The organism is Rhodococcus sp. WB1 (assembly GCF_001700945.1).
Classification (GTDB): Bacteria; Actinomycetota; Actinomycetes; order Mycobacteriales; family Mycobacteriaceae; genus Rhodococcus; species Rhodococcus aetherivorans.
Genome location: NZ_CP015529.1, coordinates 524136 through 537729, shown reverse-complemented (window position 1 = coordinate 537729; position 13594 = coordinate 524136). Strand labels below are relative to the sequence as shown.

The 13594-nt window shown below is 70.2% G+C and carries 12 protein-coding genes; 4 read left to right on the top strand and 8 right to left on the bottom strand.

All coding sequences use genetic code 11. From position 1 onward, the window contains the following. Window positions 1-6 precede the first annotated feature (6 nt). The 6 genes from A4U64_RS02545 to hsaA all read right to left on the bottom strand — a co-directional run bounded on the left by A4U64_RS02545 (window position 7) and on the right by hsaA (window position 7291). The gene (locus A4U64_RS02545; protein ID WP_065922103.1) at window positions 7-657 is read right to left on the bottom strand and encodes a PaaI family thioesterase; all 651 of its coding nucleotides are present in this window, start codon (window positions 655-657) and stop codon (window positions 7-9) included. After that, window positions 654-1526, bottom strand: a complete 873-nt coding sequence (locus A4U64_RS02540) for a MaoC/PaaZ C-terminal domain-containing protein (protein ID WP_006935146.1) — start codon at window positions 1524-1526, stop codon at window positions 654-656. The genes A4U64_RS02545 and A4U64_RS02540 overlap by 4 nt, the downstream gene beginning before the upstream one ends. A 61-nt stretch (window positions 1527-1587) precedes the next feature. Beyond that, window positions 1588-3780 (bottom strand): acyl-CoA dehydrogenase, encoded by a 2193-nt coding sequence (locus tag A4U64_RS02535; protein ID WP_065922102.1) that lies wholly within the window; start codon window positions 3778-3780, stop codon window positions 1588-1590. A gap of 27 nt (window positions 3781-3807) precedes the next feature. Beyond that, window positions 3808-4968: a steroid 3-ketoacyl-CoA thiolase gene (locus A4U64_RS02530; RefSeq protein WP_029545923.1), complete on the bottom strand. Its 1161-nt coding sequence runs from the start codon at window positions 4966-4968 to the stop codon at window positions 3808-3810. A 267-nt stretch (window positions 4969-5235) separates the two neighbouring features. After that, complete coding sequence (locus A4U64_RS02525; RefSeq protein ID WP_006935134.1) at window positions 5236-5865, bottom strand: TetR family transcriptional regulator; 630 nt, start codon at window positions 5863-5865, stop codon at window positions 5236-5238. Window positions 5866-6124: 259 nt separating this feature from the next. Further along, window positions 6125-7291 (bottom strand): 3-hydroxy-9,10-secoandrosta-1,3,5(10)-triene-9,17-dione monooxygenase oxygenase subunit, encoded by a 1167-nt coding sequence (gene hsaA / locus A4U64_RS02520; protein WP_006935131.1) that lies wholly within the window; start codon window positions 7289-7291, stop codon window positions 6125-6127. 250 nt (window positions 7292-7541) lie between these two features. On the opposite strand from hsaA, the gene A4U64_RS02515 reads away from it, so the two are divergent. From A4U64_RS02515 to A4U64_RS02505, 3 genes are read left to right on the top strand one after another with little or no spacing between them, the layout of a single operon-like run. After that, entirely contained in the window at window positions 7542-8717 is a 1176-nt protein-coding gene (locus A4U64_RS02515) for a Rieske 2Fe-2S domain-containing protein (RefSeq protein WP_006935126.1), read from the top strand. Further along, window positions 8695-8952: a hypothetical protein gene (locus A4U64_RS02510; RefSeq protein WP_006935124.1), complete on the top strand. Its 258-nt coding sequence runs from the start codon at window positions 8695-8697 to the stop codon at window positions 8950-8952. The genes A4U64_RS02515 and A4U64_RS02510 overlap by 23 nt, the downstream gene beginning before the upstream one ends. Before the next feature lie 21 nt (window positions 8953-8973). Next, on the top strand, window positions 8974-9765 hold the full coding sequence (locus A4U64_RS02505; protein ID WP_050035872.1) for an SDR family NAD(P)-dependent oxidoreductase: 792 nt from the start codon (window positions 8974-8976) through the stop codon (window positions 9763-9765). Between the two features lie 265 nt (window positions 9766-10030). Here A4U64_RS02505 and A4U64_RS02500 read toward each other — a convergent pair whose 3' ends face one another. Continuing rightward, window positions 10031-10648, bottom strand: coding sequence for a hypothetical protein (locus A4U64_RS02500; RefSeq protein WP_065922101.1), 618 nt, complete (start codon window positions 10646-10648; stop codon window positions 10031-10033). Window positions 10649-10978: 330 nt separating this feature from the next. Here A4U64_RS02500 and A4U64_RS02495 point away from each other — a divergent pair, with 330 nt between their 5' ends. Next, window positions 10979-12460: an MDR family MFS transporter gene (locus tag A4U64_RS02495; RefSeq protein WP_065922100.1), complete on the top strand. Its 1482-nt coding sequence runs from the start codon at window positions 10979-10981 to the stop codon at window positions 12458-12460. Between the two features lie 195 nt (window positions 12461-12655). On the opposite strand, the gene bphC is transcribed toward A4U64_RS02495, so the two are convergent. Then, window positions 12656-13567: a biphenyl-2,3-diol 1,2-dioxygenase gene (bphC, locus tag A4U64_RS02490; protein WP_029545930.1), complete on the bottom strand. Its 912-nt coding sequence runs from the start codon at window positions 13565-13567 to the stop codon at window positions 12656-12658. Between the last annotated feature and the right edge of the window lie 27 nt (window positions 13568-13594).

Below are 13594 nucleotides of genomic sequence, written 5' to 3'. Positions count from 1 at the left end.
CTCCTCCTAGCGGGGCCGCGGCACCGTCCTGTCGACGAACAGCCCCTCCACCGAGACACACAGCTGCCCGTCGGCCGTCGCGATGTTGCCGACGGTGCGGATCTTGCGGCCGTCGACGGAGACGAGCCGGCCGGTGACGACGAGCGGCTCGAACAGCGGCGTCGGCCGGTGGTAGTTCGTGACGAGGTTCGCCGTCATGCCGGACTTGCCGCCCCAGGCGTTGGCGACGCCGAGCACGTGGTCGAGGATCAGCGCGGATACGCCGCCGTGCACGCATCCGGGCGGGCCCTGGTACGGCAGCGTGAGCGTGACGGTGCCCTGTACCGAGCCGTCCTCGAGGCCCTCGAGGACCAGGGGCGGCGCGATCGCGTTCTCGGGGCCGGTGACCGGGTCGTGCCGGGTGACACCCTCGCCGTTCCACATGTCGATCAGCCGCTCGGCGACGGCGGGTGCGTGCTCCTCGAGGTGGTCGGCGATGCTGTCGAGTTCCTCGGCGACGCGGTCGAGGTTGGCGTTGCCCCGGTCGGTGCGCAGCATGGCGTCGACCACGCGCCGCGCAGCGGCGGTGGCCCGGTCGACGGGTGCGTCCTGCGGCGCCGACGTCAGCACCGTGCGGTGCGCGTGGGTGGCGGCGGTGGGATGGGTGCCGGTCTTCACGAGCGGACCTCCATCGTGGCGTGGGTGAGGACGGGGGCGCCGTCGCGCTCCGGGCAGGTGGCGAGCAGCGTCAGCCGGTCGCCGTCGCGCCAGACGGCGGTCTCGAGGGTCTCGCCCGGGAACAGGGAGCCGGCGAACCGCACCGAGAAGTCCCGCACCCGGGTGGGATCGCCGTCGAGGATGCCGTCGACGACGGCCTTGCACACGATGCCGTACGACGCGAGGCCGTGCAGGATCGGCCGGTCGAAGCCGGCGGCCCGCGCGAACGCCGGATCGGCGTGCAGCGGGTTCATGTCGCCGCTGAGCCGGTACAGCAGCGCCTGCCGCGGGCTCGTCGGGGAGACGAGGACCGCGTCCGCCTCCCGATCCGGAATCGACTGGGCCGCTTCCGGTCCGGGCTCACCGCCGAAGCCGCCCTCGCCCCGGGCCCAGATCTGCATGCCGGTGGTCCACAGCGGGGCGCCCTCGGGGGTGGCGGCGGACTGCTCCAGCACGATGACCGCGGCCTTGCCCTTGTCCCACACGTGCGCCACCCGCGACGAGATGTGCGCCGTGCCGGAGATGGGGATCGGTGCGTGCACCTGCAGCGACTGCCCGCCGTGCAGGATCCGGCGCAGGTCGATGTCGATGCCGGGCAGGTTCATTCCGGCCGGCTTCAGCGCGCCGGCCGAGATCCCCTGACCGGCGACCATTGCGAACGTCGGGAGCACGCGCAGGTTCTTCTCGTACACCCAGCTCAGCTCGGCCGGGTCGAGTCCGTCGCCCCCGGCGCCGAGACCGAGGTGGTAGAGCATGACGTCGCGGTCGGTCCAGATCGCTTCGCGCACCGTCGGTTCGGCGGACAGGGCGACGTTCGGGTCGATGGGCACGGTCAGTTCTCCTCTTCGTCCGTGGAACCGGCGCCTCGTTGCGTCGATGTCATCGCCGTGCTCACTTTCCGGGTTCGGGGTCGCGGGGCAGGCCGAGCAGCCGCTCGCCGATGATGTTGAGCTGAACGTTGGTGGTGCCGCCGGCGATCGACATGCACTGCGAGTTGAGGAACATCTGCGTCGCCGACCGGCGGTGCTGCCCGCCGAGCAGGGCGCGCGGCCCGGCCCAGTCCATCGCGACCTCCCACACCTGCTGGATGTGCTCGACGCCGAGCAGCTTCGCGACCGAGGACTCGGCTCCCGGCTGGGCCCCGGCGAGGGACCGCAGCGTGGTGCGCAGGCCCATCAGACCGCCGGTCTGGGCGTCGCACAGCACCTTTCCGAGCGTGGTGGCCTGCTCGTCGTCGAGGCCGCCGGGCAGTCCGGCCGCCAGCTCGAGGAGGGCCTCACCCCCGGAACCGAGGGACGAGTCGTGCGAGAGGGAGACGCGTTCGTTGGCGAGGGTGGTGCGGGCGAGCTTCCAGCCGTCGCCGGGCTCGCCGACGAGGCAGTCGTCGGGAACGAACACGTTGTCGATGAAGACCTCGTTGAACAGGGCCTCGCCGGTGATCTCGCGCAGCGGGCGGATGTCGAGCCCCTCGCTGCCGCGCATGTCGACGAGGAAGTACGACAGGCCCTTGTGCTTGGGCACCGAGGCGTCTGTGCGGGCGAGGCAGATGCCCCAGTGGGCATCGCGCGCCATCGAGGTCCACACCTTCTGGCCCTGCAGCACCCATCCGCCGTCGACCTTGGTGGCTTTGGTGGTGAGCGACGCGAGGTCGGAGCCGGCGCCGGGCTCGGAGAACAGCTGGCACCAGACGATCTCGCCCCGAAGGGACGGCGGCACGAACCGTCGCTGCTGCTCGGGGCTGCCGTGCGCGATGAGGGTCGGCACCACCCAGTTGCCGATGATCATGTCGTGCGGCGTCAGGTTCGCCGCGCGCAGCTCCTCGGCGATCACCAGCTGGGTGACGGCGTCGGCGCCCTTGCCCCAGGGTGCGGGCAGATGCGGTGCGGTGTATCCCTTCTCCGCGAGATACCGCGTGCGTTCGCCGCCGCCGAGGTCGACGGCCGGGGCGAGTTCGTCACGCACCCCGGTGCGGATCTGCTCCGCCTCCGGCGGCAGGTCGATGCCGAGGACGCGGCGGGCGCCGCGGCGGGTGAGATCGGTGACGCGCCGGCGCCAGGACGCGGTGGAGCCCAGCAGGATTCGCAGCGACTGTGCGCGACGCAGATACAGGTGCGCGTCGTGCTCCCACGTGTAGCCGATGCCGCCGAGGATCTGGATGCAGTCCTTGGCCACGGCGAAGGCGGACTCGGGGGCGGTGGCGCCGGCGACGGCGGCCGCGAGGGACGCCTCGTCGGCGTCGGCAGCGCCGGGCGTCAGCGCGCGGGCGGCGTCCCACGCGCACACGCGGGCCTGCTCCGCGAGCGTGAGCATGCGCGCCGCCCGGTGCTTGACACCCTGGAACTGGCCGATCGGGCGGCCGAACTGGCGGCGCACGGCGGCGTAGTCGGCCGCGGTGCGCACGCACCAGTCCGCGATTCCGGACGCCTCGGCCGCGAACAGAGTGGCGGCGAGGTCGGTGACCCGCTGCGGCTCGATCCGCAGCACGTCCGCCGCGGCGAGCGCGAAACCGTCCACCACGATCTGCGAATTGCCGCGCACCACATCGTGGCTGGGCAGGTCCTCGAGCTCGAGTCCGTCCCGGCGCAGCAGCACCCAGGCCCGGTTGCCGGCGTCCTCGGCGGCGACGAGCAGCAGGTCGGCGGTGTGGCCGCCGAGCACGTACCCGGACCGGCCGGACAGCGTGGTGCCCGAGGCGCCGCGCTCCACCCGCAGCGTGCCCGGGTCGAGAGCGATGCCGGCGAGCGTGGATCCGTCCGCGAGGCCGGCGAGCTCGCCGGTCCGGCCGGCGTCGCGCAGCACGGCCGCGGTCAGCACGGTCGGCAGGAACGGGCCCGGCACCATCGACCGGCCGAGTTCCTCGGTGACGACGGCGAGTTCGACGAGGCCGCATCCGGCACCGCCGACCTCCTCGGGAAGGTGCAGGCCGAGCACCCCGAGCTCGGCGAGCGAGCCCCAGAACGCCGGGCGGGTGTCGGTCTTGGCCTCGACGGCCTCACGCAGCACCTCGGGGGTGACGTGCCGGGCGGCCCAGCTCCGCACCGAGTCGCGCAGGTCGCGATCCTCGTCTGTCAGTCCAATGGTCATGTCGGCCTCGTGGATTCGATGGTGTGGTCAGATGCGTTCGATGACGGTGGCGGTGGACAGTGCGCCGCCCGCGCACATGGTGACCAGTGCCGTGGACCGGTCGGATCGTTCGAGTTCGTGCAGTGCGGTGGTGAGGAGCCGGGCGCCGGTCGAGCCGACCGGGTGGCCGAGGGCGATGGCGCCGCCGTTGACGTTGACCTTGGACAGGTCGGCGCCGAGCACCTGCGCCCACGACAGCACGACCGACGCGAACGCCTCGTTGATCTCGACGAGATCGATGTCGCCCAGCGTCATGCCGGCCTTGTCCAGGACGTTCCGCGTGGCGTCGATCGGGCCGTCGAGGTGGTAGTAGGGGTCCGACCCGACCATTCCCGAGGCGACGATGCGTGCGCGGGGCCGCAGGCCCAGTTCCTGTGCGCGCTGCGCGCTGGTCAGCAGGACGGCGGCGGCGCCGTCGCTGATCTGCGACGCCGACCCGGCCGTATGGATGCCGCCCTCCACGACGGGCTTCAGGGCGGCCAGCCCCTCGGCGGTGGTCTCGCGCAGGCCGCCGTCGCGGGTGACGACGGTGGTCTCCCCGGTGGGCACGCCGTCGGCGAGGACGGGCGCCTCGGTGGGCACGATCTCGCGGTCGAACCGGCCCTCGGCCCAGGCCCGGGCGGCGCGGCGCTGCGACTCGAGGCCGAAGGCGTCGGTGTCACCCCGCTTGATGCCGCGATGGGTGGCGATGCGCTCGGCCGACGTGAACTGGTCGCCCATGTCGATGGTCCAGTCGTCCGGATACGGGTTGCCGGTCTCCGGGGTGAGTGCCTGGCCGAGGAACACCCGGCTCATGGACTCGACACCGCAGCCGATGCCCGCGGAGATCTGCCCGGAGGCGATGAGGCCGGCGACGATGTGGACGGCCTGCTGGGAGGAGCCGCACGCGCAGTCGATCGATGTGGCGGCCGTGCCGTAGGGCAGGCCGGCGTGCAGCCACGCCTGCCGGGTGATGTTGTTGGACTGTTCCCCGGCCTGGGTGACACAGCCGCCGACGATCTGACCCACCTGGTCGGGGGCGAGGCCGGCGCGGTCGAGCACGGCGCGCTGTGCGGTGCCGAGCAGGGTGGCCGGGTGCAGACCGGCCAGGGCGCCCCGGCGGCGGCCGATGGGGGTGCGCGCCGCCTCGACGATGACTACCTCGGTCATGAACAAGCTCCTCGGACGTGAGTGCTGGGCTGGAAGGCAATCGGACGCGCCGACGGACGAACCGGGAACGCGTTCATTTTTGGAATGTATTCTATTCACTACGCCGAGACAATGGCCTGTCGGCGGCGAGGCTGCTCTCGCAATGAACTACCAGTATGCATGCGCACGTCGCGCAGCCGACCGGCCCGCGCGACCGTCGACGATAGAAGAATTCATTTCAGTACTGTGCGGGCACGGCGCTCCGGCGGGGACCGGCGCGGCCCGGCGTCAGGCGGACGGAGCGGGCCGCGCGTTCGACAGGCCCGCGAGCAGCAGCTCGCAGGCCACGCGCAGGTCCGACTCCGCATCCGGCACCGAGATCCGGCCGTTGAGACTCGACTGGATGATCCCGAACCACGCCTGCTCGAGCACCCGCACGAGCGTCGCATCCCGTTCGGTGACGTACTCGAGCCCGGCCGCGCGGTAGAGGACCTCCCGGAACCGGCGGTCGATCTTGGCGACGTCGGGGATGGCCGTGGCCTTGGCGGTGCTTGTGGACTGGATCATCGCCGCCGCCAGCAACGGCCGTCGCCGCAGCGCCCGGGTGGCCCGCACGAGAGCCTCGTAGATGGCCTCCTGCGGAGTCGAATCGGGGTTCGGGCGCTGGGTCATCCGATCGCTCATCTGCTCGATCTGGTCGACCATCACCGCCACGAACAGGTGCGTCTTGGACGGGAAGTAGCGGTACAGGGTGCCGATGGCGACGCCGGCCATCTTCGCGACCTCATGCATCTGCACCCGCTCGAGTTCCTTCTCGGTTGCCAGGCGCGCCGCCGCGTCGAGGATGCGGCCGAACCGTGCGCGCTGCTCGGCGGACGTCGGCTCCGCGGCGTCCCGCGCTTCGGCAACTCTCGGCACCGTGGTTCCTCCGTCGTCTCGTACCTGCGGCTACGCCGTGCCGCCCAGCGTCCCTCATCCTGCATCGTGCCGGCAGAAATCTTCCGCTCAGTGGGACCTGCCCTGGACTGTGCCGCATCCCTGCGTCCGGGTTCGACATCCACGCCCAGGCCAGATGGAGGATACCGAACCGGGCGATCCCATGTGGTTGCGCGGCACGGTGCTTACTTGCGTGTTCCGACGCGCGCAGGAAGCATCGACGCGCGCGGGAAGGACCGGCTCAGACGAGGTTGTCCTCCACCGGCAGCCCGAACACGCCCCGGCCGTACAGGGCGAGGGCACGTTCGGGATCGTTGGCGACGTGCACGCTGCCGGCATGCGCGTCGCGCCACGCCCGCTCGACGGGGTTGCCGCGGCCGAGCGAGTTGCCGCCCGCGGTCTTGAACAGCAGATCGATCGCCTCGACGGCGCGCTCGGTGCCGCGCACCTGATCGCGGCGCACCCGCAGCCGCATGCTCGTCGGCAGCGGCTCCCCGGCCACGGCCAGCTCGTACAACTCGCGGATGTTGCGGTCCGTCTGCAGGATCGCCGCGTCGATCTCGGACGCGGCGCGGGCGACGGCGACCTGCGCGAACTGGTCCTCGGCGAACCGGCCTCCACCCAGGCTCAGGCGCACCCGGTCGCGCATCGCGCTCAGGTACTGCTCGTAGCATCCCGCGACCGTCCCGATGACCGGCGCGGCAACGGCGGTGGTGAAGACCGCCGCGAACGGCAGCCTGAACAGCGGCCCCGGGTTGACCTTGTGCCCGGGGGCCCGCAGCTGCGCGAGCTCGTAGTTGCGCACCGTCCGGTGGTGCGGGACGAACGCCTTCTCCACGGTGATCTCGTTGCTCGCGGTGCCGCGCATGCCGACGACGTCCCACACGTCCTGGATCCGGTAGTCGGTGCGCGGCACGAGCACCGTCATGAAGTCCACCGGCCGGCCCTCGGCCCCGACGACGAGCGCCCCGAGCAGCGCCCAGGACGCGTGTTCGCAGCCGGAGGAGAACCGCCAGCTGCCCGACAGCTCGAAGCCGCCCTCGACCGGGACGAGCTCGCCGACCGGCGCGTACGACGACGACAGGAGCGTCGACTCGTCCTGTCCCCACACGTCGTCCTGTGCCCGCGCATCGAACAACGCCAGATGCCACGAGTGGACGCCGAGGATCGAGGCCACCCAGCCCGTCGAGCCGCAGGCACCCGAGATCGCCCGCACCACCTCGTAGAAGCGCACAGGGTTGCTCTCCAGTCCACCGTGCCGGGCGGGCTGCAGCATCCGGAACACTCCCGCGGCGGCCAGGTCCTGGACGGTCTGGTCGGGCACCCGGCGCGTTTCGTCGACGCTGCGGGCGCGCTCCGCGATGGACGGCAGCAGCTCGCGGACCTTCGTCAGCACGTCGTCGGACATCGGTGTGTCTCCTTCGCGACCCGGACGGGTCACCGTGGCAGGAACAGGCACCCCATCCTGCGGTGCCGTCCGGACACACCGCCGCAGACGGTCCCGGACAGTGGGATGCGCTCCATCCCCGGTGAGCGGGCTCACCTAGCGTCGAGCACACGGTCGCAGGCGGCCACCGTCCCCCGGCCCACCCGCGCACAGCACCGGTGCCCGAGGTGCTCCATCCGATACGACATTCCATTCGAAAGGACGGACGACAGTGAGCTCCAGCAAGTCCGACGACGTCGAAGTTCGCGAGATCGAGGCCGGTTCCGCGCCCACCCGGTTCGCCCGCGGCTGGCACTGCCTCGGCCTGTCCGAGTCCTTCAAGGACGGCAAGCCGCACTCGGTCCATGCCTTCGGCACCAAGCTCGTCGTGTTCGCCGACAGCAACGGCGACCTGAAGATCCTCGACGCGTACTGCCGGCACATGGGCGGCGACCTCAGCCAGGGCACGATCAAGGGCGACTCGGTGGCCTGCCCGTTCCACGACTGGCGCTGGGGCGGCAACGGACGTTGCACCGCAATCCCCTACGCCCGCCGCGTTCCGCCGATCGCGAAGACCCGCGCCTGGCACACGCTCGATCAGGACGGGATGCTGTTCGTCTGGAACGACCCCGAGGGCAACCCGCCGCCGGCCGACGTGACCATTCCCCGCATCGCCGGCGCGACGAGCGACGAGTGGACCGACTGGGTCTGGTACACCACCGAGGTCGACACCAACTGCCGCGAGATCATCGACAACATCGTCGACATGGCGCACTTCTTCTACGTGCACTACTCGTTCCCCACGTATTTCAAGAACATCTTCGAGGGGCACGTCGCGACGCAGATCATGCACGGTCAGGCGCGGGAGGACATGCGGCCGCACGCCGACGGCCAGCCGAAGCTCGTCGGCAGCCGCTCCGAGGCGGCGTACTTCGGACCGTCGTTCATGATCGACGACCTGCAGTACAAGTACGAGGGCTACGATATCGACTCGGTGCTGCTCAACTGCCACTACCCCGTCACCGAGAACAAGTTCGTCCTGATGTACGGGATCATCGTGAAGAAGTCGGACGCCCTCGGCGACTCGGCCGACGAGACGGCCCGCAAGTTCGGTGACTTCATCGCCCGAGGCTTCGAGCAGGACGTCGAGATCTGGAAGAACAAGACGCGCATCGAGAATCCGCTGCTGTGCGACGAGGACGGCCCGGTCTACCAGCTGCGCCGCTGGTACGAGCAGTTCTACGTGGACGCGGCCGACGTCAAGCCGGAGATGACCGAGCGGTTCGAGTTCGAGATGGACACCACCCGCCCGGTGGCGGCGTGGATGAAGGAGGTCGAGGAGAACCTCGCCCGCACGAAGGACGCCGAGGAGGCGGCGACCACCGATGCAACCCCTGCAGTGCACTGAGTGCGGCGCCCGGGTTCTCGTCGCCAAGAACAGCTGGGAGCACACCTCCGTCCAGTGGAACGAGCAGGCGCGGTCCCGGTGCCCCGAGATGCGTGAGCAGGGTGGGCAGGACTCCCGGCCCGGGGCGCCGCGCCGCGGTTGCGCGAAGCTCGCCGAGACGATCACGTGGGCCGCGACCGAAGGCCGCCTCACCGTCCTCGACGACACCCCGGTCCCGGGACCGATCGTCCAGTAAGTCAGCCGGAAAGGAACTTTCGTGATCGACGTCCAGCACTACGGCCCATGGGCCGTCATCGCCGGCGGCTCCGAGGGCGTCGGCTCCGCCTTCGCCGACGAGCTGAGCAAGGCGGGGCTGAATCTGGTGCTCATCGCCCGCAAGCCCGGCCCGCTCGAGGAGACCGCGGAGAAGGTGCGCAGCAACGGCGTCCAGGTCCGCACCCTGGCACTCGACCTGCTCTCCCCCGACGCCGTCGAGCAGATCCGGCAGGCGACCGACGACGTCGAGGTGGGCCTGCTCATCTTCAACGCCGGCGCCAACAGCTACGGCAACGAGTTCGTCACCGGCGACCTCGACGGCTTCCGTGGCGTCATCGACCTCAACATCCATCGGCAGCTCGAACTCTCGCACCTGTTCGGCGCGAAGATGAAGGAGCGCGGCCGGGGCGGCATCATGCTGCTCGGTTCGCTCGCCGGCTACATGGGGGCGGAACACCAGAGCATCTACGCGGCGTCCAAGGCGTTCAGTCGCGTGTTCGCCGAAAGCCTGTGGCTCGAGCTCGCCCCGCACGGGGTACACGTCGTCGAACTCGTCCTCGGCGTGACCCGCACCCCGGCGATGATCCGCGCCGGGCTGAACTTCGACATCCCCGGCATGCTCGTCGCCGAGCCGGAGGATGTGGCCCGCGAGGGGCTCGAACACCTCACCGACGGGCCGGTGTGGGTGGCCGGCGGCAACTACGACGCGGCGGTCAAGCGCAGCGGCTTCCCGCGCGACACGCTCGTCAAGGGCGCGGCCGACGCCATGCGCAAGCTGCTCAACCGCGGCTGACGCGCTCGCATCGCAGGGCCGGCATCCGGAATCGGATGCCGGCCCTGCGACGTCCGTTCCGGGGCGCGAGAAACCTCACACCGGTTCCCCGGGCTCCGTTGGTGTGAAAGTGTCGACGGGCGGGTACCTTACCCGGGATCGGGTCGGCCGGGCGGCGCACATTCCATGACAGTCGGTCCACCGTCGACTTGCTGCGCCGGCAGGCCGGCCCGATCCACCGGAGCCGACGGCCGATGCCGTTCGGACACGGCTCAACCGCGGCGGATCAGGCCGTCGGCCGGGGGGACGGACGCACCGGCGGGGTGGGCGGGATCTGGGAGCTCGGCGCCTCGTCGGTGGGCGCGGAGCGCCACTGCGCACCGAGCAGGGCCCCGATGATCTTGTCCTGCACGAGGACGAGGATCAGGGTCATGACGCAGCCGTAACCGAAGATCACGACGAGCCAAGGCAGGTTCGGCACGGGCGCACCGTCGGGCAGCAGAACCGACAGGTTCGTCACGAGCAGCGTCTCCACGACGCCGAGCAGCACGGCGGGGACCATGCCGAGCGGGGTGCGGCCGAATACGAGCGGGTGCACCGCGAGGACGAGGAAGATCACGCACGCCACTCCGATGCCCATCACGAGCTCGAGCGGTACGCCGGGCAGGGCGCTCTGGACGGCGAGAAACGCTGCGCCCCAGGCAACGCCGCACACGAAGCTGAGGAACATGCCGAGCAGGGCCCGCGGTGGTGCCTGCAGCGTGAAGAACAGCATGACGGGCAGGATGAGCATCGGGCTGTAGAGCGCGAGCGGGGTCAGGGACTGGAACGGAATCATCAGGACGGTGACGAGCACCGCGCCGAGCCCGGCCTGGATCAGAATCCCCTTGTTTTGCAGAGACATTCGATCATTCCCTCGTGAGTGATGGTCAGGGCTGTGACGCGTTCGGCACGACCACGTCGAAGACGCCCCACCGGACGCGTCCTCGGACAGGACGTCGGCGGACATGCGCCCGGGTGTGAGCTGCAACACGTGAGCCACGCAACACCGTATGCGCTTCAATGACAGAGTGTCAAGAATACTTTCTTGGTGACAATTTTCCTGCCTGCATGTCCGGCCACGGGCGGCTCCACGCCCCCACTGCACCCGCCAAGGCGGTTGATGTCACATTATGACACTTCGTCACTCTGTGACATCATTGACCGGTCCACGACCGAAGAAGCGAAGGTGTCGATGACGAACCTCGAACTGAAAGACACGCGCCCGGCCGGCGCGGCCCCCGGCGCGTCGGAGGGGCTCACCTCCACGCGGCACATCGCTCAGGTGATCGGCGTGCTGGTGGTCTCCGCCCTGATCATGATCCTCAACGAGACCGTGCTCAGTGTTGCGCTCCCGCAACTCATGGGGGACTTCTCGGTCTCCGCCGCCACCGTCCAGTGGCTCACCACCGGCTTCATGCTGACGATGGCCGTGGTCATCCCCACCACGGGCTTCCTGCTGCAGAGGTTCTCGACCCGAACCCTGTTCACCGCCGCCATGATCCTGTTCATCGCCGGCACCGCACTCGCCGCCGCCGCCCCCGGCTTCGAGATCATGCTGCTCGCCCGCGTCGTCCAGGCCGGTGGCACGGCGGTCATCCTGCCGCTGCTGATGACCACGACCATCACCACGGTTCCCGTCGCCCACCGCGGCACCGTCATGGGCCTGAACTCCGTCGTCATCTCGGTCGCGCCCGCGATCGGCCCCACCGTCTCCGGCATCATCGTCGACTCCATGAGCTGGCGCTGGCTGTTCGGTCTCATGCTTCCGGCCACGATCGTCGCCTTCGCGGCGGGCCTGCTCCTCCTCCGCAACACCGGCAGGACCCGCAAGGCGCCGTTGGACGTAGTGTCGGTCGTCCTCTCGGTCTTCGCCTTCGGCGGCCTGGTCTACGGCCTCGCGAACGTCGCGTCCCTCCTCGACGGCACCATCGTCGGCCCCGCGACCGCGCTGATCGTCGGCGTCGTTGCCCTCGGCCTCTTCGTCGCGCGCCAGAAGCGCCTCGAGCGCACCGGCACCGCACTGCTGGACCTGAATCCGTTCGAGGTGCCCCACTTCCGCATCTCGGTCGTCATCGTCGTCATCGCCATGGCGACCATGCTCGGCACCGTCGTCGTCCTGCCGATCTACCTGCAGGCCGGGCTCGGGGTGAGCATCCTGACGACCGGCCTGATCCTGCTGCCCGGCGGTCTCGTCCAGGGCGTGATCTCGCCGATCGTCGGCCGCATCTACGACGCCGTGGGGCCGCGCCCGATCGTGACCCCGGGCGCGCTCCTGCTGGCCGCCGGCCAGTGGTGGCTGAGCACCGTCGGCACCGACACGTCGATCGGGCTCGTGATCGCGATGCACGTGGTGTTCTGCATCGGCATGGCCATGCTCATGACCCCGCTGATGACCGTCTCGCTCGGCGCCCTGCCGCCGCGGCTCTACGGCCACGGCAGCGGGATCATGAACACGCTGCAGCAGCTCGCCGGTGCCGCCGGTACCGCGCTGCTCGTCGCCGCGCTCACGATCGGCGCCGACGCCGCCGCCGACTCCGGCACGGCCGAGGCCCAGGCCTCGGGTGCGCAGACCGCATTCGTGCTGGGCGGTGTGCTCGCCCTCATCGCCGTGGTCGCCGCGCCCTTCGTCCGACGCCTCCCGCCGCCACAGCTCGAACAGGTCACCCACGCCTGATCCACGCGGTTCCGAACCACGGAGCACGACTCCGGAGAGCCACGGAGTACGACTCCCGAGAGCCACGGAGTACGACTCCCGAGAGCCACGGAGTACGACTCCCGAGAGCCACGGAGTACGACTCCGGGAACGAGAGACGAAGACCCGGCCGGGGCGATCCCCCGGCCGGGCCTTCGTCGTGTTCCACTGCGAGAGTCAGGCCTTCGGCGTGAAGGCCGCCAACGGCTCGGACTCGGACCAGTCGTGGCCCCAGTAGCTGTCGGCGGTGATCTCCTCGGCCGTGTAATAGGTTTCGTCGACGAACATCCCCTCGGTGCCGAACTCGAGGTCCCACCCGCCCGGCGCGCGAACGTAGAACGACACCATCTTGTCGTTCGTGTGCCGGCCCAGCGTCGAGGAGATGGAGAAGCCGAGCTTGCGCACACGGTCGAGCGCCTGCCCGACGGCGTCGAGGGTGTCGACCTCCGTCATCAGGTGCACGAGGCCGGGCTCCTCGGTCGGCGGCGCCGGGCACAGGGCCAGGCTGTGGTGGCGCTGGTTCACTCCGAGGAAGCGCACGCGCCGCGCCGGTCCGGGTGCCTGGAGGCGGATCGCGCCACGCGGCAGGAAACCGAGCACCTCGGTGTAGAACGCGTACGCCGCATCGAAATCGGTGGCGGGCAGCACGACATGGCCGAGCCCCTGTTCGCCGGTGACCCACCGGCCACCGTGCGGAGTCACCACCGGGCTGTGATCGAGCACCGGACCGAAGAACACCTCGACGCGGGTGCCGATCGGGTCGTCGAACGCGATGACCTGCTCGGCATCGCGGTAGTCGCACTCCTCCTGCGAGAGGACGTCGACGGTGATACCCGCCTTCTCCACGGTCTCCCGGACACGCTGGAGTGCGAACTGATCCCGCACCTCCCAGCCGACCGCGAGCGCCCTGTCCGATTCGCCGGGCAGGACGATCAGGCGTGCGCGCCGCTCGTCCACCCGCAGGTAGAGGCCGTCCGGCTCCGGGCCGGAGCCCACGGCCATGCCGAGTCCGTCGACGACGAGTTCGCGCCAGCGCGCGACGTCGGTGGTCTGGATCCGGAGGTATCCGAGTGCTCGAATGTCCGTCATTTCTCTTCCATCCTGAAAAGGTCGGCG

Bases quoted from the DNA above. Each gene is read 5' to 3' on its own strand.
- A4U64_RS02530 (WP_029545923.1), bottom strand. From the start codon at position 4,968: ATGACCGAGGTAGTCATCGTCGAGGCGGCGCGCACCCCCATCGGCCGC.
- A4U64_RS02535 (WP_065922102.1), bottom strand. From the start codon at position 3,780: ATGACCATTGGACTGACAGACGAGGATCGCGACCTGCGCGACTCGGTG.
- hsaA (WP_006935131.1), bottom strand. From the start codon at position 7,291: ATGTCCGACGACGTGCTGACGAAGGTCCGCGAGCTGCTGCCGTCCATC.
- A4U64_RS02510 (WP_006935124.1), top strand. From the start codon at position 8,695: ATGCAACCCCTGCAGTGCACTGAGTGCGGCGCCCGGGTTCTCGTCGCC.
- bphC (WP_029545930.1), bottom strand. From the start codon at position 13,567: ATGACGGACATTCGAGCACTCGGATACCTCCGGATCCAGACCACCGAC.
- A4U64_RS02500 (WP_065922101.1), bottom strand. From the start codon at position 10,648: ATGTCTCTGCAAAACAAGGGGATTCTGATCCAGGCCGGGCTCGGCGCG.
- A4U64_RS02495 (WP_065922100.1), top strand. From the start codon at position 10,979: ATGACGAACCTCGAACTGAAAGACACGCGCCCGGCCGGCGCGGCCCCC.